This window comes from Bifidobacterium sp. UTBIF-78, assembly GCF_006408945.1.
Taxonomy (GTDB): domain Bacteria; phylum Actinomycetota; class Actinomycetes; order Actinomycetales; family Bifidobacteriaceae; genus Bifidobacterium; species Bifidobacterium myosotis.
Window position 1 is genome coordinate 17,751 of the sequence record NZ_JFAO01000013.1, and the last position, 22,179, is coordinate 39,929.

At 60.6% G+C, this 22,179-nt stretch carries 17 protein-coding genes; 5 read left to right on the plus strand and 12 right to left on the minus strand.

The window, feature by feature from the left end:
• Window positions 1–26: 26 nt before the first annotated feature.
• From BG22_RS03610 to BG22_RS03630, 5 genes are all read right to left on the minus strand, one after another.
• The gene (locus tag BG22_RS03610) at window positions 27–854 is read right to left on the minus strand and encodes an ABC transporter ATP-binding protein (RefSeq protein WP_094667370.1); all 828 of its coding nucleotides are present in this window, start codon (window positions 852–854) and stop codon (window positions 27–29) included.
• The gene (locus BG22_RS03615; protein WP_140493305.1) at window positions 854–1,762 is read right to left on the minus strand and encodes an ABC transporter ATP-binding protein; all 909 of its coding nucleotides are present in this window, start codon (window positions 1,760–1,762) and stop codon (window positions 854–856) included. The genes BG22_RS03610 and BG22_RS03615 overlap by 1 nt, the downstream gene beginning before the upstream one ends.
• 1 nt (window position 1,763) lies before the next feature.
• The gene (locus tag BG22_RS03620) at window positions 1,764–2,723 is read right to left on the minus strand and encodes an ABC transporter permease (RefSeq protein WP_211276826.1); all 960 of its coding nucleotides are present in this window, start codon (window positions 2,721–2,723) and stop codon (window positions 1,764–1,766) included.
• Window positions 2,720–3,826, minus strand: coding sequence for an ABC transporter permease (locus tag BG22_RS03625; RefSeq protein ID WP_140493308.1), 1,107 nt, complete (start codon window positions 3,824–3,826; stop codon window positions 2,720–2,722). Before BG22_RS03625 ends, BG22_RS03620 begins: the two co-directional genes overlap by 4 nt.
• Window positions 3,827–4,009: 183 nt before the next feature.
• Window positions 4,010–5,662, minus strand: a complete 1,653-nt coding sequence (locus BG22_RS03630) for an ABC transporter substrate-binding protein (RefSeq protein ID WP_140493311.1) — start codon at window positions 5,660–5,662, stop codon at window positions 4,010–4,012.
• A gap of 277 nt (window positions 5,663–5,939) precedes the next feature.
• Here BG22_RS03630 and BG22_RS03635 point away from each other — a divergent pair, with 277 nt between their 5' ends.
• On the plus strand, window positions 5,940–6,698 hold the full coding sequence (locus BG22_RS03635; RefSeq protein ID WP_181163356.1) for a serine hydrolase: 759 nt from the start codon (window positions 5,940–5,942) through the stop codon (window positions 6,696–6,698).
• Between the two features lie 321 nt (window positions 6,699–7,019).
• On the opposite strand, the gene BG22_RS03640 is transcribed toward BG22_RS03635, so the two are convergent.
• The 7 genes from BG22_RS03640 to BG22_RS03670 all read right to left on the minus strand — a co-directional run bounded on the left by BG22_RS03640 (window position 7,020) and on the right by BG22_RS03670 (window position 15,118).
• Window positions 7,020–8,651 (minus strand): ABC transporter substrate-binding protein, encoded by a 1,632-nt coding sequence (locus tag BG22_RS03640; RefSeq protein ID WP_140493317.1) that lies wholly within the window; start codon window positions 8,649–8,651, stop codon window positions 7,020–7,022.
• Between the two features lie 301 nt (window positions 8,652–8,952).
• Window positions 8,953–10,953, minus strand: a complete 2,001-nt coding sequence (locus BG22_RS03645; RefSeq protein WP_140493320.1) for a glycoside hydrolase family 20 zincin-like fold domain-containing protein — start codon at window positions 10,951–10,953, stop codon at window positions 8,953–8,955.
• A gap of 94 nt (window positions 10,954–11,047) precedes the next feature.
• Window positions 11,048–11,959, minus strand: a complete 912-nt coding sequence (locus tag BG22_RS03650; protein ID WP_308810455.1) for an acyltransferase domain-containing protein — start codon at window positions 11,957–11,959, stop codon at window positions 11,048–11,050.
• Window positions 11,960–11,967: 8 nt separating this feature from the next.
• Window positions 11,968–13,011: a dipeptidase gene (locus BG22_RS03655; RefSeq protein WP_140493326.1), complete on the minus strand. Its 1,044-nt coding sequence runs from the start codon at window positions 13,009–13,011 to the stop codon at window positions 11,968–11,970.
• Between the two features lie 184 nt (window positions 13,012–13,195).
• The gene (locus BG22_RS03660; protein WP_140493329.1) at window positions 13,196–14,404 is read right to left on the minus strand and encodes a P1 family peptidase; all 1,209 of its coding nucleotides are present in this window, start codon (window positions 14,402–14,404) and stop codon (window positions 13,196–13,198) included.
• A 158-nt stretch (window positions 14,405–14,562) separates the two neighbouring features.
• Window positions 14,563–14,886, minus strand: a complete 324-nt coding sequence (locus BG22_RS03665; RefSeq protein ID WP_140493331.1) for a type II toxin-antitoxin system PemK/MazF family toxin — start codon at window positions 14,884–14,886, stop codon at window positions 14,563–14,565.
• Window positions 14,873–15,118, minus strand: a complete 246-nt coding sequence (locus BG22_RS03670; protein WP_140493334.1) for a type II toxin-antitoxin system RelB/DinJ family antitoxin — start codon at window positions 15,116–15,118, stop codon at window positions 14,873–14,875. Before BG22_RS03670 ends, BG22_RS03665 begins: the two co-directional genes overlap by 14 nt.
• A 564-nt stretch (window positions 15,119–15,682) precedes the next feature.
• Here BG22_RS03670 and BG22_RS03675 point away from each other — a divergent pair.
• The 4 genes from BG22_RS03675 to phnX all read left to right on the plus strand — a co-directional run bounded on the left by BG22_RS03675 (window position 15,683) and on the right by phnX (window position 21,992).
• Complete coding sequence (locus tag BG22_RS03675; RefSeq protein WP_094667381.1) at window positions 15,683–16,483, plus strand: ABC transporter ATP-binding protein; 801 nt, start codon at window positions 15,683–15,685, stop codon at window positions 16,481–16,483.
• Between the two features lie 3 nt (window positions 16,484–16,486).
• Entirely contained in the window at window positions 16,487–19,354 is a 2,868-nt protein-coding gene (locus BG22_RS10940; protein WP_219846928.1) for an ABC transporter permease subunit, read from the plus strand.
• 352 nt (window positions 19,355–19,706) lie between these two features.
• On the plus strand, window positions 19,707–20,915 hold the full coding sequence (locus BG22_RS03690) for a 2-aminoethylphosphonate--pyruvate transaminase (protein ID WP_140493337.1): 1,209 nt from the start codon (window positions 19,707–19,709) through the stop codon (window positions 20,913–20,915).
• Between the two features lie 294 nt (window positions 20,916–21,209).
• Window positions 21,210–21,992 (plus strand): phosphonoacetaldehyde hydrolase, encoded by a 783-nt coding sequence (gene phnX / locus BG22_RS03695; protein WP_140493340.1) that lies wholly within the window; start codon window positions 21,210–21,212, stop codon window positions 21,990–21,992.
• Window positions 21,993–22,179: the final 187 nt, after the last annotated feature.

A 22,179-nucleotide genomic window follows, 5' to 3' on the forward strand; every position in this document is an offset into this window, starting at 1 on the left:
ATTCCGGTTTTCGCGGTGACTCACCCTTATTCCTCGCCGTGGTAGGCGGGCAGGTGCCCCAGTCCATCGGGAACCGGAATCGCGGCGAGCAGGTTCCTCGTATAGTCCTCCTGCGGATGGTTCCAAATCTCCTCGGTCGGACCCGATTCCACAATCAGGCCCTTGTTCATGACCACGATGCGCGTGGCGATCAGTCGCACGATGGATAGGTCATGGCTGATGAACAGCAGTGACGCATCGGAACGCGCCGCCGCCTTTTTCATCAGAATGGCGGTCTTTGCCTGCAACGAGGCATCCAGCGAGGCGATCGGCTCATCACCGATGAGCAGCGTGGGCGTGGTGGCCATGGCACGGGCGATGGCGATGCGCTGCCGCTGGCCGCCGGAGAACTGGTGGGGCAGCTTATCGGCGTCGGATGCCTCCAATTCCACCGATGCGAGCAGCTCCTCGACACTGGGCACAGGCACCGGGCTGACGGCCCGAGCCTCTTCGATCTGAGAACGGACCGTGCGTCGAGGATTAAGAGAGGCATACGGGTTCTGGAACACCATTTGGATTCGGCGAAGCTCCATCGGCCTGCTACGGAACTTCAATGGCGTGATGGGTGTGTCATCGTAAATTGCGGTGCCCTCCGTCGGAGCGACCAGACCGCAAATCACCTTGGCAAGGGTGGATTTGCCGCATCCGGACTCACCGACCAGCCCCACGACCTCGCCGGGAGCCACATCCAGATCGACGCCGCGCACCGCATGCACGGTTCTGCCACCCATCGTGTAATCCACGACGATGTCCTTCAGATGCAGACCGGAACGGATGTCCGCAGCAGTGCGAAAATCAAGTGGCTTGTCTTCCATCACAGGTCCTCCTCGGCCGAAGCCATGGTCTTGCCTTCGGATTCAAGGCGCTGTTCGATACGTGTCGGCAACGAGTTGATGAGATCGATGGTGTACGGGTGCTTCGGATGGTTGGTGATGTCGTAACGCGACCCAACCTCGACGATTCGGCCGCTGCGCATCACAGCGATGGTGTCGGCGAGCGCGCTCATCACACCCAAATCATGGGTGACCAGCACGATGGTCAGGCCGAGCCGCTCGTTCAGATCCTTGAGCAGATGCAGGATACCGGCCTGCACGGTCACATCCAATGCAGTGGTCGGCTCATCGGCGATGAGCACACGCGAGTCGCAGCTCAGCGCGGTGGCGATGGCGATACGCTGCAATTGGCCGCCCGAAAACTGATGGGGGAAGCGCTCCAGCGCATTCTCCGGATCGGGCACCTGCACCAGCTTCAGCAGCTCGATGGCACGTTTGCGCGCCTGCTTGCGGTTCAAATGCAGGTGGTAGCGCATGCCGTCGGTCAGCTGTCGCTCGATGGAGAGCATCGGATGCATGCTGGAGGTCGGGTCCTGGAACACCATGGAGATGCGTCGGCCTCGGTATGTGTTGCGCTCGTGTTCCTTCATGCCGAGCAACTCGGTTTTGCCGTCATAGAGAATCGACCCAGTGATCTGCGCGCCTTCCGGAGGCAGACCGAGGACGGTCATGCTTGTCAGAGATTTGCCGGAGCCGGATTCGCCGGCCAGACCGTTGATCTTGCCGGGCGCGATGTCGAGATCGACATGGTCCAGCAGGCGTTTGCCGTACAGATCCATGGTCAGTCCGCGCACGGTGATGCCCACGGGTGCGCCCTGATTGGTGAACAGTTCGTTTTCCTGCGCGTTCCGGTCAGCCTTCACCGAAGCCGTTTGCGTTGCGTCAGTCATGTCAGCGGCCCTCCTGATTGCCGGAAATGTAGCTGCGGTCAAACCAATCGCGCACTGCGTCGCCGACGAAGTTCTCCGCAATCACCACGGTGAAGATGGCGAGGCCGGGGAAGAACGCAAGCCACCATGAAGTCATGCGGGTCACGCCTTCGGAGACCATCTGGCCCCATTCCGGCATGGGCGGCGTGGCACCCAGACCGAGGAAGGACAGGCCGGAGAGGGTGAGCAGGCAATCGCCCAAATCCACGAACATGAGCACGAAGATGTGCGGCAGGATGTTGGGCAGGATGTCCTTGAACAACGAGGCGAACGAGCTACGGCCCAGCAACCGGCCGACGATGACGAACTCGCTGCTACGCAAACCCAATACCAGCGAACGCACCAGTCGTGCATAGGTCGGCCAACTGACGAGCACGACGGCGATGATCGCGTTCTGGATGCTCGGACCGAGCGCCGCGGAGATGACCATGGCGAGGATGGTCGAGGGGAACGCGAACACCAGATCGGTGATGCGCATGAACACCTCATCCGCCCATCCGCCGAAGTAGCCGGCCATGGCGCCAATCAGGCTGCCGATCACGGACGAGAAAATCACGAGCACTATGGACGAGGGGATCGAGATGCGGGATGCGGCCACCACGCGGGAGAAAATGTCACGGCCGAGCGTATCGGTGCCGAACCAGTATTCCGCGCTCGGCGCCGATAGTCTGGTGCCGAGCTGGTCGAGCGGGTCGTGAGGTTCGAGCAGCGGCGCGAAGATGATGACCAGCACCCACAGGGCGAGCACGATCAGGCCGATGATGGCGAGCGGCGTGCGCAACGCGGACGGCACGCGGAAGCGGCGCTTGGTCATTTTTCGCATGACCTTGTCGGGCACTCCGGCGTTGGGGGATGATACGGATGCCTTGGCCGTATCGGCTGTTGCCGTGGTGGCTTTGGCGGCAATGGTGTTCTCGCTCATTGAATCCTCACCCTCTGGTCCACGAAACCGGTGATGATGTCTACGATGAAGTTGACGAAGATGTAGATCACGCCGATGATGATGCCGACACCCATGATGCCTTGCAGGTCAAGGGCCATAGTGGCCTTGAAGGCGTACTGGCCAAGGCCGTTCCACGCGAAGATGGACTCGGTGAGCACCGAACCGGTGATCAGGCCGGCGAACAACAGGCCCATGCGGTTGAGGATGGGCACAGCCGCACCGCGCAGGATGTAGCCGAAGACGACCTTGTGAGACGGCAGTCCCTTAGCTTTGGCCGCCAGCACGTAATCCTGATTCATGGATTCCAGCACGGCTGAACGCACGAAACGCATGAGACTGCTCAGGTTCGCGGTGGCCAGCACCAACGCGGGCAGGCACAGATGCCAGACAGCATTGCCGAAGGTGGCCCAGTCACCGGCAATGATTGAGTCGACCGTGTACATGCCGGTCACATGCGGCGGCGGCGTGATACGCGAGTCGAGGCGTCCGGAGCCGGGGAACAGTCCGAGCTCGTAGAACAGGAAGTAGTAGCACATGGCGCCCAGCCAGAAGGTCGGGATGGACACGCCGCCCAGCGACAGCACACGGATGAGCTGGTCACCGAACCTGCGGTGGTGCAGGGCCGCGTACAGGCCGAGCAGCACGCCGAACAGGATGGTGAAGATGAACACGAATCCACCCAGTTCGAGCGTGGCGGGGAACACACGCCTGAGATCGTCCGCCACCGGCTGCTTGGTCAGGAACGATTCGCCCAGATCGCCATGGACCAGACGTACAAGGTACAGCCAGTATTGCTCGTAGAGCGGCTTGTCAAGTCCGAGCTTGGCCTCCATACGGGCCACCGCCTCGGGATCGTTGGCCTCCTGCTCGCCCAGAATCGAGTTCACCGGGTTGGCCGGCACCAGATTGGTCAGGATGAAGGTGATCAGTGTGACACCGAAGACCAGAAACACACTGATCAGGAATCGCTTAAAGATATACAGCGCCAATGGATGATGAACGTGCAGCCACGCGATTGCGCCCGAATCGCTCGGACGCCGCCGAGGCCGCACGGTTTGCGCCGCGGCCGTACTTGCTGTCATATGCTTCTGCTCCCCGGATTTTACCTGTGGTACATAGTGGGTCAATGTAGGAATGGCGTGTTTCACACCAAGATGTCCGTCCATATATCAAGATGGACGATTTCAAAAATCAAAAACGGAGACGACAGGGCCGCTTCTGCCGCAATCAGCGAATGGCGGCCCTCCCGACTGCCGGCCGGACGGTCAGTCCAACTCGGTGATATCGAACGTATTCAACGTGTCGTAGTAGGCACCTTCGAGCCCATTACGCGCCACGATGGTACCGGCATCGTTGACGATCGGAATGATGGGGCTGTTCTGGTTCATGGCCGTCTGCAAGTCCTCCCAGGCCTTCTTGCGCGCATCATCGCCGGAAGCGGACTGCGCAGCCTCGACATACGGCACCACCTTTTCGGCGGACGGAGATGCAACAGCCCCCTCGACCTTCGCTTCCGCAACACCGGCATCAGTCAGCCATCCGAAGCGCTGAGCCATAGTGCCGTCAGGAGCGAACACGAAGTAGTCGGACGGGTCGGGGTAGTCGGCGCCCCACATGCTCAGGCCCGACTGCGACTTGCCGGAGCGTTCCGTGTCAAGACGCGCAGTGCCGGCCTTACCCTCAAGTTTCACATTGACGCCGATGGCCTTCATATCGGCTTGGAACAATTGAGCAACCTGCGCGGCCGTGTCCTGATCGGATGCGTATACGAAATCTATCTCAGATCCGTCATAACCGGATTTGGCAAGATACTCCTTGGCCTTGGCTACGTCGTACGTGTTTTCCTCAGAGGACTTCAGCGAACCAAGGAATGCGGACGGGACCACGCCAAATGCCTGCTTGGAGTCACCTCCATACACGGTGGCGTACTTCTTGTAGTTCAGCGCATGACGCACGGCCAGCCAGAAGTTGGGGTCGGCGGCGCTCTTGCCATACGTCGGATTGGCGTTGAAATACAGGAAACGGGTGTTGCCGGACGGGCCGGACAGCACCTGCGCCTCATCCTTGGAAACCTGCGCCGCCTCATCGAGATTGACATCCAATGCCACATCAGCGGTGCCCGACTTCACGTTGGTCAGCGCGGTAGTGGAATCAACATTGACGAATTTCACCGCATCAAAGCCCGGCTTCTTGCCTTTGAACTTCGGATTTTCCTTCAACGTAATCTGCGAGTCCATGGCAACGGAATCCAGTTGGTATGGTCCGGAGCCTGCGGAGTGCTGGTTCAAATACTTCTCCGCACCATCCTTCTCATCCGTCGTACCACCATTGGCCTCAACCACGCTCTTCTCCACAATACCCAGATTCACACTCGGCAAAATATACGGAATAGCAGGATTCGGAGACTCACTGGTCAACGTCAGACTCCTATCATCCTTCTTCGCAACCGTCACACCATCCAAATAAAACGACGGATTACCCTTAATCCCCTGCACACGCTGATACGAATACACAATGTCATCAACAGTGACCTTCTTACCATCCGCAAAATAATGATCACCATTCAACGTCAACGTCACAACCCGATTATCATCCGAAATCTCATACGAACACACCTCAGGCTGCGGCTTCGTCAAATCATTATCGACGAATTTCAATGCGGTCTGATATACGCCGCGCAGGATGGAGACGGTCGCGGTCTCGAAACTACGCGCTGGATCCAGCGTAATGACATTCAGTGAATTGTTAACGACAAGGGTCCCGCTATTCGAAGTATTGCCGCCGGAAGCCGCAGCCTTCGATCCCTCAGCCGCGCCGCACGCCGACATGGATATCACCATGGCCGCAGCCGTGGTCACCGCGCCAATCATTTTCCCGATATGGAATCCACGACCACTCGTCGTCTGTACCATTGCCATGATCCTCCTTGCACTGCTTGCACCGTCGCTACGGTGCCAGACGGGTTCACACTGTCGATCTCCTTCCCCAACGGAAAACCCATCACAGATTCATCCGTCGCAGGAAGACGCATCCGCATCCGCCATCAGGCAATATAAGACCCGCGATATTCCTGTGGAGTTTTATCGGGGTTTCCCGAATGTTACGGAATTAATCGGAGGCACAGTTCCACACTTCATATGAATCTAGACTGTATCCGTATTGCTTACAGCGATGTTTACGGCGAAGGAGTTGCATATGAGGCCTATCAGCATCAGCTACACGCTACGTACCGCCAACGGCGATGTCATAGCCGCATATCAAGGAAGAACACAGTATTACGCGGCTTCCACCATGAAGCTTGCCGTAGCCTTGGCCACTGCACGACTTATCGATACTGGAACACTCTCCTGGACCGACCAACTGCCGGCCTCTCACACCTATCATTCAGCGGTGGGCGGCGTCTTCACCTTCGATCCAGACGACATTGACCCGCTCTTTCCCGCCGATGGAGCACCGATCAGCATCCGGGAACTTGTCACATGCATGATTGACCGATCATGCAACGAGGCCACCAATATGCTGTTGGAACGCATCGGAGTCACAGCAGCCGAAGATGCTTGCCGATTATGCGGATTGCATGACATGCATGTCGATCGTCTCATCGGAGATGTTGCCGCCGCCGAGCAAACGGGAATAAGCAATGAAGTCACCACCGACGATCTCAGCGAAATCATGCGTCAGATAGTTCGTGGGACGCATACCAGCGGAATGGCCACTTCCGCACTCAGAAATGCGTTGATGAATCAGCAATACGCTGTCATCGGACCGCAATTGGGCGACGATGTGGTTTGGGGCTCAAAATCGGGCTGGGTGGATGGCATCAATCACGATGTGGCATTCATCGGCGACCCGGACAGCGACGATATGCGGGTATTGGCGGTCTGCACTAGCGGATACGGGGAAGAACAAGCGCATGGGATCATACGGGCCCTGACCCACGCGCTTCTACGATAAGCCCCAGGACATTCAACAAAGCCGATGATGCCCCATCTCCCCTCAAAAACGCACCATCAACTTACGCTTTCTCTCTCGCCAGCAAATGGAACCGGCGCTGAGGCCGACGAGAGACTGTAAGTACGCGGCATGACGATGGTCACGCGTACTTACAGTCTGTAAAAGCACGAAAACGGACTGTATGTACGCGGCCTATTCGTTCAGACGCGTACATACAGTCGGAAAGCCGTGAATCATCGAACCGTATCCGCCAGAAGGTGGGCGAATCGCAACGGGTTCGCCCACCAAACGGCACGGACGGCGGCGAATAACGGGCCGAATCTACTTCAGCACGGTGTAGTCGATGTTGTTAAGCATGTCGTACTTGGCACCGATGCCCGGACGGGATGCAATGTTGGCGCCCTGCACGACCAGCGGGATGAACGGGCTGCTCTGGTTGAGACCTTCCTGCAGGTCCTGCCAGGTCTTGGCACGGTCTTCTTCGCTGGTGGCCTTGCGGGCCGCCTCGACCAGCGACTGAATCTTGTCGGCGGATTCGGAACCGTTCCAGCCATTGGAGCTCTGGGCGCCTTCGGTGGTGTACCAGCCGGCGCGCTTGGAGATGTTCTGGTCAGGGGTGAACACGAAGTAGTCGGACGGGTCGGGGTAATCGGCGCCCCACGTACTCAGACCGGACTGGAACTTGCCGGAGCGGAACGTGTCAAGTCGGGTGGTGGTGGGCTGGCCGACGAGCTTGATATTGACGCCGAGGGCCTTCATGTCCGCCTGGAATAGCTGGGCAATCTGTGTGGCGGAATCATCGTCCGAAGAATAAAGGAATTGAATCTCCTCATTGTTGTAGCCGGACTGCTTGAGCAGCTCCTTGGCCTTGTCAAGGTCGTACTTGTTGTCGTCCGAGCTCTTCAACGCACCAAGGAACTGGTTCGGCACCACGCCATAGGCCTGTTCGGAGCCCTTGCCATAGACGCTCACGTACTTCGGATAGTTGATGGCGTGACGTACGGCGTTTACGAAATCGACGTTGGACGCGATGTTGCCGTACTGCGAGTCGGCGTTGAACCACAGGAACGTGGTGGAGCCCGACGGACCGGCGGAAACCTCGGCCTCGCTGCTGGAAAGCTTCGCGGCCTCATCGGAGTTGAGGTCGAGGGCGATGTCGGTGGTGCCGGCCTTGATGTTGGTCAGCTCAGTAGCGCTGTCCACATTGTTGATGATGATCTTGTCGTACTTCGGCTTGTCGCCCTTAAACTTGTCGTTGCGCTTGAGCGTCACCTTGGAATCCATGGCGACCGTGTCGAACTGGTATGGTCCGGAGCCTGCGGAGTGCTGGTTCAAATACTTCTCCGCACCATCCTTCTCATCCGTCGTACCACCATTGGCCTCAACCACGCTCTTCTCCACAATACCCAGATTCACACTCGGCAAAATATACGGAATAGCAGGATTCGGAGACTCACTGGTCAACGTCAGACTCCTATCATCCTTCTTCGCAACCGTCACACCATCCAAATAAAACGACGGATTACCCTTAATCCCCTGCACACGCTGATACGAATACACAATGTCATCAACAGTGACCTTCTTACCATCCGCAAAATAATGATCACCATTCAACGTCAACGTCACAACCCGATTATCATCCGAAATCTCATACGAACACACCTCAGGCTGCGGCTCGGACATGTTGTTGTCCACATACTTCAAGGCGGATTGATAGGTAGCACGCAGGATGGAGACGGTCGCGGTCTCGAAGCTACGGGCCGGATCCATGGTGATCAGATCGAAATCGCTATCCACCACCAGCGAGCCACTATCGCCGGCGGAGGACGCTTGGGCGTTCTTCGAGCCCTCCGCCCCACCGCACGCAGCCAAGGACAGTGCCATGGCACCAGCGGCACAGGCGGCAACAACGGTCCGCATGAATTTGCCGAATATCCGACGATTCGCGTTCATAGTCTTCCTCCTTCAGGTCCGTGGACCTCAGGCTGGTTCCATCGGTCTAGGAATGACGGGCAACCCGTTCATATCTGTGCATTGAAGACCTCGCGTATTACCGTCAGATGCCGCAATGAGCATCATTGCGTTACGCCACGAAACCTGCCGGCAACAAACACGGCGGAACAGCATCCTCTCAGTCAGCCCCACTGGCACATGTGACTCAGTCAACCGAAGGAGATTTCACAGCGTAGTGCAACGACCTCTCGCTCATCTCGCGCTATGAACATCTCTTGGCCGATTCCGCGGGAAAGAGGCCTCACTTCCGCAGCTCATCGCTACAGCGCCAGACGAGCTCTAGAATCCGGCGTAGTTCCGATTCGCGGCTGATTTCGCGCCACGTCTGGGCATAGGTCTCAGCCCAACGTTCCAATGCTTGGGCGGTTTCCAAGGCCAGATCCCCCAGCCTCGCGCTCAACTCAGAACCCGACTCCAGCCCTAGTTCCGACCCCTCGACGGCGCCGGCGCGGACGGCGAAAATCCATCCGACGGTGTTGAGCAGCATCTGCCCGTGGATGGCGACGAGCAGCGGCTGCATGATCATCGTGCGGCTCTCCTCCGATACCGCGCGGGGCAGGTGACGCAGCAGATCACGCAGATCGTCGTTCGCATGGTGCCCTGCGGCGACGCGATCGCGAAGCACCGTCATCAACCGTGTGCGAGCCTCTTCAAGGCTTGTGCTTGACCGCACCCAAGCGCTTTGCTCGGCATTCCCGATATAGAGCAGTTCGGCGACACCGCGGTTGAGCCGGCCCTCGCCATCGTCGAGTTCGACATACTGCACAAGGTCGTACCAGCGGAAGCTCGAGTCCTCGTCCACACGGTGCAGCGCGGCGGTCCAGGCCCCGCCGTCATATTGCACGACGTCGATGGCCCGGTCCGTATCATCCTCGTCGCCGTATGCCACGGCGTTCCATGACATCGCCGCGCCGTACATCATGCCAGGCACCACCAGTCTCGGATCGTTCACATGCCCGAAATCGCCCCAATCGGTGACGAGGATTCCCTCGGCGCCGTACCTCAGACCGTACCGCGCCATGCGGGATATGTTGCTCCACGCGTCCCGCGTTCGCGGCGCGAGATTGCTCCAGCCCCATACGGCCGGGCACACGTACTGCCGGATGCCGGCCTCGCTCACCTGCCGAACCTTCCCGTCAGTGACGTTCGGGGAATACTCCCAGTTCAGCATGACCACGTCCTTAGGCAACCGGCCCAGTATCTCCGGCATTTCCAGCGCGATGTCACCCCACATCATCGGTTCATGGCCCTGTTCGGAAAGGTGACGGCACAGCGCCGAAACGTAGTCGGCGTACATGGCGGCCACGCCCACCCGTTCGGTGTACCGGCGCGAGCGACCTTTGCCCAAATCGAACGTCTCGTCGGCGCAAATGTTGAACTTCTTCGTGCGGAACAGCTCCAGATACGAATCAATGAGCGTATATGAGAGCTTCAGTGCCCGTTCATCGGCGATGTTCAGCGTGTGATGGGCCATGCGTTCGATGAAGCTGAACGGCCGGTCGGCGTCCTCCGGGAATTCGCCCAGATCGCGCAGGTCCAGGCTTCGCAACGCCGTGTACAGATGGCCGAACGTAGAGACCGAGGGCACCAGTTCGATGCCCCGCTCGGCGCAGTACCGGTCGAACTCGATGATGTCGCGGGGCTCGAGCGCATCCATGCCCCGCCATGTGCCGCTGAGCCCGTCGAACCGGAACGTGTGCTCCACGTACAGCTGCAATTGGTTGTATTTGTACAGACACAGCTCGTCGGCCCAACGCTTCAGCCAGTCGAGCGTAGGCACCCGGCCGCGCGTGACATCCAGATAATAGCCGCGCACCGCATAGTCCGGCGTGTCCTCGATGGTGAGCGACGGCAGTGCGGGGGCACATTGGCGGATGATCTGCCGTAGCGTCTGCACGCCGTTGCGCGTGCCCTCGAAGCCGCCGCCGACCACGACGACGCCATCCTCGGCGATGGTCAGGGAGTATGAGCCCAACGCCATGCTGTCGTCGCGGCCGAGGGTGATGAATCCGCTCCAGTGGGCTCCTCGGTTGTCTCCCCAGCCAATATCCCAACGCACACCAGTCGCCCGTTCGATGTCGTCGGTGAGCTGCCCGGCCAGCACGCAGGCGTCATCGCCGACCGATGTAGACTCGAGAATCCGGCCGGCAAGCGGCATCACCACGCTTCCGCTTCCAACGACCATATGGCGCGGAGCCGGCAACACTGTCACCGTGGACGCATCTTCAACGTTGTTTGTCATAGTTGCACTCCTTGCAGCAGACAACACGACTGTAGACAACACGGCGCACATCCATCAGAGTCGTTCCGTCATCGTCTTCTTGCCATCAGCACTATCAGCGTACGGCACCCGGCCAAGATTCACGCAGCAATCCAATGCCGTTGTCTATGCGCCCGCCTGCCACAAGATGGTCCTTCATCGACCTTTGCAGCGATGTGCGCTCGGGAAGTCGTGCCGCAGGAGCCTGATTGTTGTCATACACCCACACCCTGTAGTCCTCCGACTGTTGTGCACCCACTATGTCGAACAAACGCTGAAACGCGAGGATATGCGACGCTCTTCCCAACAGCCCATCAAGCTGTGAACTCAGCAGCCACGATTCGCACCAGTACGGCGCGTCGGCGTATGCGGGGAAATACCGGCCGAAGAACGACCTCGCCCGCTGTATGGATTCCATGCATCGTTCGACGCGCAAATCGGCGTCCGATGGGATGTGCATGCTGATTGACAAGCCCCCGGCAGCCTCGGGCAACCGCCCCGTCAACGCATCCGGCGTGACAGACGGCCCGTCGATCATTTCATATTCCAAGGTCCCAATACGAAACAGCAACATGGAAGTCTCCCGCCCGGTCCAAAACGCACGGTCGAAACCCCATGTGCCATACCAACGATGATGCTCGCCCACGAATCGCGTAAAGCACCCCATCGTCGCATCGAACGCATCCTCCCCGATGCCCATGCTCCGGTACCGCTCATGCACGATGCCGGCGGCCGACAGCATGCAGTACAGCATGCCAACGCCATACCCGGCCTTCACGTCGCCGCCCGGCAGCACGGCATTCAGCTCATCCTTGGCTGCCTTCCAACCGTGGGGATTCGTCAGCTGCGCGACGGAATCCTGTACCGAGTTGTGAGATTCATACCATGGTCGGAACCGTTCCAGCATCGACTTCATTGGAGCCGGCATTTGAATCCTATCCGCCACGGTAAGGGCATCCAATCGTTCCGCGCTACTGAGACTCATCATTCATAACCTCACTCCCCAGCAGCCATGAACGCTTTGTACGCGGCGTCGTTGGCTTCGAGCACGCGCAGCGCGTTCTGCCAGCCGAGCTTGTTGAGGTCTGCCTTGCTCCAGCCGCGCGAGCGCAGCTCCTCGAACAGGTTCTGGTAGCGGCCGACGTCCTCCATGCCAGTGGGCATCGCGCCGGTGCCGTCGTAGTCGCCACCGACGCCGATGTGATCCACGCCCATCACATCGCGGGCGGCCTCCACATGGTCGGCCACGTCCTTGACGCCGACGGCGGGACGCGGGCCATGCTCGCCGGACGCGACCCACTCGTGCACGGCCGCGGAGACGAATCCGGGTACGGCGGTGATCATCTGCACGCCGCCGTTGTCCGCGAGCATGCGCTGTACGTCCTCGGGGACGTTGCGCGGGTGCGGGTTGACCGAGAAGCAGGACGAATGGCTGAACATCACCGGGAACTTCGACGCGGCGAGCGCGTCGCGCATGGTATCCGCGGAGACGTGGGAGAGGTCCACAATCATGCCGATGCGGTTCATCTCCGCGACCACCTCACGGCCCCGGTCGTTGAGCCCGTGCCACTTGTGCTCGCCGGCGGCCGCGTCGGCGAATTCGTTGGTGTTGTTCCAGGTGAGCGTCATGTAGCGCACGCCGAGGCGCGCGTATTCGCGCAGCACGGCCAGGTTGTTGGCGATCTGATGGCCGCCCTCGATGCCGATGAGCGAGGCGATCCGGCCTTCCGTCTGTGCGGCGCGCACGTCGTCGGCGGTGGTGGCAAGTTTGAAGGTTTCCGGGTAGCGCGCGCACATGCGGTGTACGAAGTCGATCTGTTCGAGCGTGGCGACCACCGCATCGCCGCCCGCGTAGTCGCTGTGCACGTAGCCGGACCAGTACTGGGCGAGATAGCCGCCGCGGCGTAGCTTGGGTATGTCGGTGTGCAGGGTCTGCGGCAGCTCCTGATCGATGCCCTCGACGCTGTAGCCGCGGTTCTCGCGCGCCTCCCACGGCAGGTCGTTGTGGCCGTCGAATACCGGGATGATGGGGTTGGTCATGGTGTCCTCTTTTCTGGATGGTGCTGTTCGAAGTGTTGTGCTCGGATGATGGTCTGGTATGTCGCGTCGTTCATTCGTTGACGAATTCACTATCCCCCTCAGACCCGATTCGCAGGCCATCTCCGCTGGACGGGAAGCCGGAAATACTATCAACGAATTGCTGCGCGTTGCTGAAGCGAGACCGCTAGCTGATGGATTCGAGCGGGATTCCGGCGTGGGATGCCGCGTCACGCAGGGACCATGTGGTGCGGCCGTCGCGCCCGACGACGCTGTGCGCGTGCCACAGGGAGCTCACGATGGCCTCTTCGCTGGCCGACGCGACCGCGCGGAAGCAGGCGTCCATCGCGTTGTCGCTCAGCCGTTCGACACGGTCGATCATCGGCAACGCCCCACCCTTTTCGCTGCTGTTCGCCTCGCCGACGTGCATCTCGCCGGCCCAGTGCGGGATGCGGTTCGCGGTGCTGAACGCCACGACGATCTCGCCGCTGCCGTTGCCGATGTACCCGCCGCATCGGGCGATGCCCACGGTGACGCGCTTGGCCATGCGCTTGAGCTGCCGGGAATCGACAGGCAAATCGGTGGCGATGACGGCCACGATGCTGCCCTTATCCGGCGCATCCGCCGCACGGGTCACATCCGCTGCGCGGGTCGTATCCGGTATACCAGTCATATCCGGCACATCACCAACCGGCTTCTCCCCTGGCACGTCCTCCGGCAATCCCACGCGGGCCAGTTCGCGGCCTATCGCGCGCCCGCCGATGCGCAGACAGGGCAACGAACCGAAGTTCGTCAGCACCAGCACGCCGACCGTGAAATCCCTGCCGTCGAACGTGAGCACGCGCGACGCCGACCCGATGCCGCCCTTGAGCCCGAAGCAGGTCATGCCCGCACCCGCGCCGACCACGCCTTCGGCGAAGTCCCCGGTCGCGGCGTCGATGGCTTCCAGCCCGTGGTCCGCAGTCACCGCCATTGCACGGATCGTGTTGATCGGCCCGTCGTTGCATTCCATGATCACCGGGTTCACGGTGCCGGTCTCGACGCCGATTTCAGTGTGACGATCCAGCGAATACCGTACAAGCGCGTCGAAGCAGGCACCACAGGAGAGCGTGTTGGTCATGAGAATCGGCGTCTCGAGGCTGCCAAGTTCCTCGACCTGCACCAGTCCCATCGACTTGCCGAATCCGTTGGATACATATGCGGCGGCCGGCAGCTTGTCCGTGAAGCAGTCGCCGGGCGGCACAATCGCGGTCACGCCGGTGTGCAGCGGGCCGGCCGGCGAATCCCCCTCCAACGTCACATGTCCCACGCGCACGCCGGGCACATCGGTGATGAGGTTGCGCGGCCCCTTCGCACAGACGCACAGCTCGTCGTTCAGATCAACGTTCAAACCCATAGGTGCCATGGTGCCCGCCTCATGTTGCCGGGTTTGTTACGGGTTCACATGGTGTCCGGCCGTGCGGCTGCGCACGTCTGCGTACGCCACGACCGGTGTGTCGTCCTCCGCGTCGTGCCCTCCGCGCAATCCTTCCACGACGATGTGCCGATACGGCGCTACGACAGCCCCAGCACCACCGCCAGCTGACGGCCGATCTCATCCATGGATGCACCATCCACGACGCCAACCCGATATCCGAGCAGATTGCGGTCCACGGTGACGATTTTGTCCGTCATCACATAGCTGGTCTTGTTGAGACCGTTTCCCGCATTCGGTTCAAGCCGCACCCTCGTCTCGATATCGGATGAATCATACGAGGTCAGCAGACAGGTAATCACGGAATCGAACCTATCGACGGCATCGTTCTGCACGATGACGACCGGTCTCGGTTTGCTTGCATACCCGTCCGCCTGAAGCGTCCAGATCTCACCGCGTCTCATCAGACATCCTCAGCGCAAGGCGGCTTGCGTAATCCGTGGCCTCGCGCTCGGACGTGAACGGCTCGGCCTCCTCACGCGGCACACGCACCGCATAGGGAAACCCCCGGTAATCGTTGAACGCGCTGATGAACATACGCAGCGCATCCGCCGGGGTGATGCCGAGACGCTTGGTCGTCTCCCGAAAGAGCATGGCCTGATCATCGTCGACACGAGTGGCAATTTGCATACTCATGTTATCCTCCTAACACTGTTTGATACCATTTTATATCATAATGAACGCGAATCAATCGCCGATGCTATGACTTGGCGACGCAGTCCCGCGTTCCACCGACACAACCGCGGCCGACGTCCCCGAACGAAGACCCTGCGCCCCATCCCCGGGCCCAGCTTTGACCCGGCCCAAGGCACTACGACCGGGCCCGGCGCCGGCTACGCGACCTCCCCCGAAAAATACGTAGCGCTATCAATCAAAAAACAGTGACCTTCCCCACATTCCCGCCATAACCTCACCACCCGATTCGCGGCAGCTACGCAAACTACGTCGCCGATTCGTAATTTCACTTGCTATTCAATTTTCTTTCTCTCAACTTTCTCCAATGTAAGACTCAGGCAACGCACCCCTGACCGACCATGGAAGTAACGGCATGAGGTTCAGCCGCGATAACTCAACATCGATAACTGAACACAACTGAACACCGATCCCGGTGCTGGCAACGCAACAACAGCAACGCAACAACGGCACCACCACAAACGGGCCGCCCCACGGGCCGCCCAAGAGAAGGCAAGTTGAAGAAATATGCTCGAACTGAAGAACATCACCAAATCATTCGGTGACACTCATGTCCTGAACGGCATCACCATCACGCTCGACGAGGGCCAGATCATGTCCATCCTCGGCCCTTCCGGCGGCGGCAAGACCACGCTGCTCAACATCATCCTCGGCATCACCGACGCCACCAGCGGCCAGCTGCTGTACAACGGCGAGGACCTGACCCATGTGCCGATGGAGAAGCGCGGCTTCAACATCGTGTTCCAGGACTACGCGCTGTTCCCCAACCTCACCGCGTACCAGAACATCACCTACGGCCTGCGCAACAACCCGGGCATCTCCTCCGAGGCCGAGATCAAGGAGCTCATCAGCCTGCTTGGCCTTGAGGAACACCTCAACAAGCACATCGACGAGCTGTCCGGCGGCCAGAAGCAGCGTGTGGCCCTGGCCCGCACGCTCGTGATGAAGCCGAAGCTGCTGCTGCTCGACGAGCCGCTGTCCGCCCTCGACGGCGTGATCAAGGAGTCCATCAAGGCCAAGATCAAGCAGATCGTGGACCAGTACAAGCTCACCACCATCATGGTCACCCACGATCCGGAGGAGGCCTGCACGATGAGCGACAAGGTGCTCATCATCAACCACGGCAAGGTCGCGCAGTTCGATACCCCGGAGAACATCATCGAGCACCCGGCGTCCGACTTCGTCAAGAAGTTCATCCTCCACCAGCTCGAAGTCAAGCGCAACAACATCTACACCCTGTTCAACGAGGGCGATGCCGACGCCGCCAAGGCCAACGCCCAGCTGGCCGCCACCGCGCAGGAGGCCTGAGCGATGTCGGTCGAATCCATCCAGGCAGGCAACCAACTGCCCAACATCCGCCCCGAGATCCACAATTACGAATCTCGGCCGTCCAAGCCCAAGCAGACCGAGCTGTGGACGCTGCTGGTAATCGTGGCGGTATGCTTCATCGGCTTCCTCGTACTGCCGATGATCCTCGTGATCATCCGTTCGTTCACCACCCCGGGCGGCGCCGCCACCCTCGAGAACTACACGACGATCCTGTCGCGCCCCGAGTTCGCACGCTCGATCACCAACTCGCTGACCGTGGCCTCGGTCTCCGCGCTGGTGGCCGTGGTCCTCGCGTTCCTGCTGAGCTACACCATCAACTGCACGAACGTGCCGGCCGGCTTCAAAAAGGCCGTGGCCCTGCTCGCGCAGCTGCCGATGCTGCTGCCGACCATCACCTACGGCTTCGCCATCATCTACTCGTTCGGCAAGAACGGTTTGATCACGCAGCTCATCGGCCACCCGCTGTTCGACATCTACGGCTTCAACGGCCTGCTCATCGGCTACGTGATCTACACGCTGCCCACCTGCTTCCTGCTGATCAACAACAGCTTCCAGTTCGTGGACAAGAAGTTCATCATCGTCTCCCACATCATGGGCGACAAGCCGCTCACCACGTTCCTCAACACCGTGCTGCGCCCGCTCATTGGCACGATGGCCGTGGCCTTCATCCAGTCGTTCTTCCTGGCGTTCACCGACTACGGCATCCCGACCTCGGTGGGCGGCGAATACGACGTGCTGGCCATGACCCTGTTCAACCAGATGCTCGGTTCCATCCCGAACTTCAACCGTGGTGCCGTGATCGCCGTGTTCATGCTCATCCCCTCGATCATCTCGATCATCCTGATGACCGTGCTCGAGCGCTTCGCTATCCGCTACAAGCAGATCAGCCAGGTTGACCTGCCCAAGGGCAAGAAGCGCGACTGGATCTGCGGCATCCTCTCCACGGTGACGCTGGTGTGCGTGCTCTCCGTGTTCCTGGTGATCCTGCTCATCCCGTTCGTTCAGGAATGGCCCGACCACCTCGGCTTCACCTTCAGCCACATCGCCAACCTGTTCACCGACTCCCAGCTGACGCAGGTGTTCACCAACTCGCTGTACGTGGCCGTGATGACCGCCATCTTCGGATGCCTGTTCGTCTACGCCGCAGGTCTGGTGACTTCCCGCTCCAAGCTGCCCGCATGGGCCCGCCGTTCGGTGGACGCGATCTCCGCGATCATCAACACCGTGCCTGGCATGGTGCTCGGTATCGCCTTCCTGTTCATGTTCTCCGGCTCGCCGCTGCAGAACACGTTCTGGATTCTAATCATCGCGAACATCATCCACTACTTCGCCACCCCGTACCAGATGATCAAGGACTCCCTGACCAAGATGAACGCGGGTTGGGAGACCACCGCCAAGCTCATGGGCGACAACTGGATCAAGACGCTGGTGCGCGTGGTCACGCCGAACGCATGGCCCACGCTGCTGCAGATCTTCGGCTACTACTTCGTCAACGCCATGGTGACGATCTCCGCCGTGGTCTTCCTGACCGGTGCCCGCACCCAGGTGATCACCACCAAGATCTCCGCCCTGCAGCACATCGCCAAGTTCGACGACGTGTTCGTGCTCTCGCTGCTCATCCTCGTGGTGAACCTCGTGGTCAAGGGCCTGATTGCCCTCGCCACCCGCGACCGCTCCAAGGAGCGCGCCAAGGAGGCCAAGAAGGCCCGCGCTGCCGTGAAGACCCCGCAGGTGGCCGCCGCGGCCGCCGCCGTACGTCCGAGCAGCCAGCTGACCGCAGCCGCGGCCGCCTTCCAGCTGCCGAACGACAACGGACGCCACACCCGCAACATGATCACAAGCGCGGTCTCGGCCGTGGTCGTGGTGCTGCTCGTGGCCTTCGGCGCCTTCTCGACCGGTGCCGCCGCGAACGGCGGCAAGGTGGTCATCTACACCAACGCCGACGAGGAGGCAGTCACCGCCTTCGAGAACGCGCTGGATAACAACGGCTACAAGGACCAGTACATCATCCAGGAGTTCGGCACCTCCGAGCTCGGCGGCAAGATGCTGGCCGAAGGCAAGGCGCTTGAGGCCGACATGCTCACCATGAGCTCCTACTATGTGGACTCCGCGCAGGAACGCAATCACATGTTCGCCGACCTGACCGATGTGCAGTCCAAGCTGCTGGGCAACACGGAGAACTCGAAGGCCCCGGCCTACCGCTCCCCGACCACCGCCCAGGAAGGCGCCATCATCATCAACACCGAGGCCCTGAAGGCCGCGGGCGTCGAGGCGCCGAAGAGTTACGCCGATCTGGCCAAGCCCGAGTACAAGGACCTGATCTCCGTGCCGGACATGGAGGGTTCCTCCACCGGCTGGCTGATGGTCCAGGCCATCGTCGATGCCTATGGCACCGGCGACAAGGGCAAGCAGATTCTGACGGACATCTACCGCAACGCCGGCCCCCACCTTGAGCAGTCCGGCTCCGGCCCACTCAAGGCCGTGCGCGCCAAGGAGGTGGCGATTGGCTTCGGTCTGCGTCACCAGGCCGTCGCGGACAAGAAGAAGGGTCTGCCGATCGATTACGTCGATCCGACCGAGGGCAACTACTCGCTGACCGAGTCGGTGGCCGTGCTCGATAAGGGCGCGAACACCAACCCGAAGGCGCAGAAGATGGCCGGCGTCATCATCGACAAGGGCCGCCAGGAGCTGCTGCAGACCTACCCGACCCCGCTGTACGAGGGCGAAGAGGCACCGTCGAACGCCTCCAAGCGTTCGAAGTCCTTCCCCAAGCCCCTGACCGTGGACCTGCTCCAGCAGCATCAGGACTTCTCGTCCGAATGCAAGCGCATCGCACAGGGCGAGGCGTAAATGGACAGTCCAGTGGACTGTCCATAGCCGAGCCCCAAGTGAGGCGATAGCCGAACGAGGGCAGAAACACAGACTCGCCAACAGACGAGACCCACAAACCGGAGAGCGTGATGGACAGTCCACCATGACTGTTCATCACCAGTCCCGGACTTGACGCCCTCCCACATCCCATATAACCCACCCCTTAATCCACAGGCGTGTTGCCTGTAGTTAATTACAGGCAACACGCCGTTCTTATCACACAGACTACGTAGAAGATTACAGAAATTACATCCGCGACTAGAGTCGGCAACCGAATAAGGCATACGCCGCGAATCGCGGAATTGAACAGATGAACAGAAAGGAACCCATCATGGCGAACGAATACAAGCTGCTGACCCCCGGCCCGCTGACCACCACCCGCACCGTCAAGGAGGAGATGCTCTTCGACCACTGCACCTGGGACGAGGACTACCAGCAGATCACGCAGAAGATCCGTCGCCAGCTGCTTGAGCTGGCCCACTGCAACGCCGACGACTACACCGTCGTGCTCATGCAGGGTTCCGGCACCTTCGGCGTCGAGAGCGTGCTGACTTCCGTGATCGGCAAGGACGAGAAGGTGCTGCTGTGCACCAACGGCGCCTATGGCGACCGCCAGGTCAAGATCTGCGAGCACGCGGGCATCGCGTACACCCAGTACGCCGAGCCGTACGACCGCATCCCGAGCGCCGAGCGCGTGGCCGAGTACCTGGACGCCGACCCGTCCATCACCCACGTCTCGATGATCCACTCCGAGACCACCTCCGGCCTGCTCAACGACATCCAGGCGGTTGCGGCCGTGGCCAAGAAGCACGGCTGCACCTTCATGGTGGACGCCATGAGCTCCTTCGGCGGCGTGGACATCCCGGTCGCCGACTGGGGCATCGACTTCCTCGTCTCCTCCGCCAACAAGTGCATCCAGGGCGTGCCCGGCTTCAGCTTCATCATCTGCAACAAGGCCAAGCTCGAGGCCTCCAAGGGCAAGGCCCGCTCGCTCTCCCTCGACCTGTGGGACCAGTGGAACACCCTCGAGAAGGCCAACGGCAAGTGGCGCTACACCTCCCCCACCCATGTGGTGCTCGCCTTCTCCAAGGCGCTTGACGAAATGTTCGCCGAAGGCGGCATCCCGGCCCGTTCCGCTCGTTACGCCCTGAACAACCACCTGCTCATCGCCCGCATGAAGACGCTCGGCTTCCGCGTGTTCCTCGCGGACCACCAGGGCCCGATCATCACCACGTTCCTCTACCCTGAAGGCACCCAGTTCGACTTCCACGACATGTACGAGTTCATCAAGGAACGCGGCTACGCCATCTACCCGGGCAAGCTCACCGACGAGGAGACCTTCCGTCTCGGCAACATCGGCGAGATCTACACCGACGACATCGAGAAGGTCACCGAGCTGCTGGCCCTGTACATGGGCGAGCGCGGCCTGCTGGCCCCCGCAACCGGCCTTGATTCCGTGCCGGCCGCCATCGCCGCCATGGACGCCGCCGGCGCGCCGATCCTTGCCGCCGCCCCCGCCGGCGTCAAGCTCGTCGCCTGAGCTCCGCCGTTTTGGTGGTGGGGCGCGTGCTTCCCGACACACTCGACACACTCAAAGCCGTTTGGCCTCGCTCCGGCGCGTGCTCGCAAAACTTAGCACACGCCTGCGCTGCTTACAGTCGGGAAACACTCACCACACCACCAAAAACCTCCCTTAGCACATATTTACAGCAATACGGATGATGGGGCGTTCGGCATGTGTTGCTCGACCGTAGGCTTGGCCGAACGGCCTTGAGCGTGTCGAGTAACACATTCCGAAGCTCCCCCCCCGATACAACCCAATGAAGGAACCATCATGACCAACCGTTTTGAAGCCGTCATCTTCGACTGGGCCGGCACCACCGTGGACTACGGATGCTTCGCCCCGGTGCGCGCCTTCCAGGAGGCGTTCAAGGAGTTCGGCATTGAGCCCACCATGGATGAGACCCGCAAGCCGATGGGCATGCTCAAGCATGACCATATCAACACCATGCTGCACATGAACCGCATCGCCCGCGCATGGGAGGACGCCCACGGCGCCGCCCCCACCGACGCGGACGTGGACGCCGTCTACAGCCACTTCGAGCCCAAACTGCTCTCGATCCTGGACGGTTTCGCCGACCCGAAGCCGTGCGTGATTGACGCCGTGGCCGCCCTGCGCGCAATGGGTCTCAAGATCGGCTCCACCACCGGCTACACCGACAAGATGATGGAGATCGTGGTGCCGAAGGCCGCCGAAAACGGCTACGCACCGGACTTCTGGATCAGCCCGGACGGCACGAACGGCTTTGGCCGCCCCTACCCGTACATGGTGTTCAGGAACCTTGAGAAGCTCGGCGTCACCGACGTGCGCAAGGCCGTCAAGGTGGGTGACACCCTCTCCGACATCCGCGAGGGCAAGAACGCCGGCGTGTTCACGGTGGGCGTCACCGAAGGCAGCTCCCAGATGGCGCTGTCCGAGGCCGAGTTCAACGCCCTGTCCGAGGGAGACAAGGCCGCCGCCCGTTCGGCCGCCCGTGACGCGTTCGTCAACGCCGGAGCCGACGCCGTCATCGACACGATGGCGGAGCTGCCGACGCTCCTCGCCCAAATCGCCTGATTCCGTTGGATTCGCCGGTTTCGGTCGATTCCGTCGCACTTACCGGACTCGGCGAATCTGACTCGGTAAATCCGACGGGAATCGGTTTCCGGTGGCCTGTGCCGTAACGCTGTTGATGAATCTGTTGATGAATTGTCGGCCACTATCCAGCAATCGAAATGCTCCAGCGTTACATTGTCGCGAAAAA

Bases quoted from the DNA above. Each gene is read 5' to 3' on its own strand.
- BG22_RS03660 (WP_140493329.1), bottom strand. From the start codon at position 14,404: ATGGGTTTGAACGTTGATCTGAACGACGAGCTGTGCGTCTGTGCGAAG.
- BG22_RS03610 (WP_094667370.1), bottom strand. From the start codon at position 854: ATGGAAGACAAGCCACTTGATTTTCGCACTGCTGCGGACATCCGTTCC.
- BG22_RS03655 (WP_140493326.1), bottom strand. From the start codon at position 13,011: ATGACCAACCCCATCATCCCGGTATTCGACGGCCACAACGACCTGCCG.
- BG22_RS03690 (WP_140493337.1), top strand. From the start codon at position 19,707: ATGGCGAACGAATACAAGCTGCTGACCCCCGGCCCGCTGACCACCACC.
- BG22_RS03670 (WP_140493334.1), bottom strand. From the start codon at position 15,118: ATGAGTATGCAAATTGCCACTCGTGTCGACGATGATCAGGCCATGCTC.
- BG22_RS10940 (WP_219846928.1), top strand. From the start codon at position 16,487: ATGTCGGTCGAATCCATCCAGGCAGGCAACCAACTGCCCAACATCCGC.
- BG22_RS03640 (WP_140493317.1), bottom strand. From the start codon at position 8,651: ATGAACGCGAATCGTCGGATATTCGGCAAATTCATGCGGACCGTTGTT.
- BG22_RS03635 (WP_181163356.1), top strand. From the start codon at position 5,940: ATGAGGCCTATCAGCATCAGCTACACGCTACGTACCGCCAACGGCGAT.
- BG22_RS03645 (WP_140493320.1), bottom strand. From the start codon at position 10,953: ATGACAAACAACGTTGAAGATGCGTCCACGGTGACAGTGTTGCCGGCT.
- BG22_RS03630 (WP_140493311.1), bottom strand. From the start codon at position 5,662: ATGGCAATGGTACAGACGACGAGTGGTCGTGGATTCCATATCGGGAAA.
- BG22_RS03665 (WP_140493331.1), bottom strand. From the start codon at position 14,886: ATGAGACGCGGTGAGATCTGGACGCTTCAGGCGGACGGGTATGCAAGC.
- BG22_RS03625 (WP_140493308.1), bottom strand. From the start codon at position 3,826: ATGACAGCAAGTACGGCCGCGGCGCAAACCGTGCGGCCTCGGCGGCGT.
- BG22_RS03620 (WP_211276826.1), bottom strand. From the start codon at position 2,723: ATGAGCGAGAACACCATTGCCGCCAAAGCCACCACGGCAACAGCCGAT.
- BG22_RS03615 (WP_140493305.1), bottom strand. From the start codon at position 1,762: ATGACTGACGCAACGCAAACGGCTTCGGTGAAGGCTGACCGGAACGCG.
- phnX (WP_140493340.1), top strand. From the start codon at position 21,210: ATGACCAACCGTTTTGAAGCCGTCATCTTCGACTGGGCCGGCACCACC.
- BG22_RS03650 (WP_308810455.1), bottom strand. From the start codon at position 11,959: ATGATGAGTCTCAGTAGCGCGGAACGATTGGATGCCCTTACCGTGGCG.
- BG22_RS03675 (WP_094667381.1), top strand. From the start codon at position 15,683: ATGCTCGAACTGAAGAACATCACCAAATCATTCGGTGACACTCATGTC.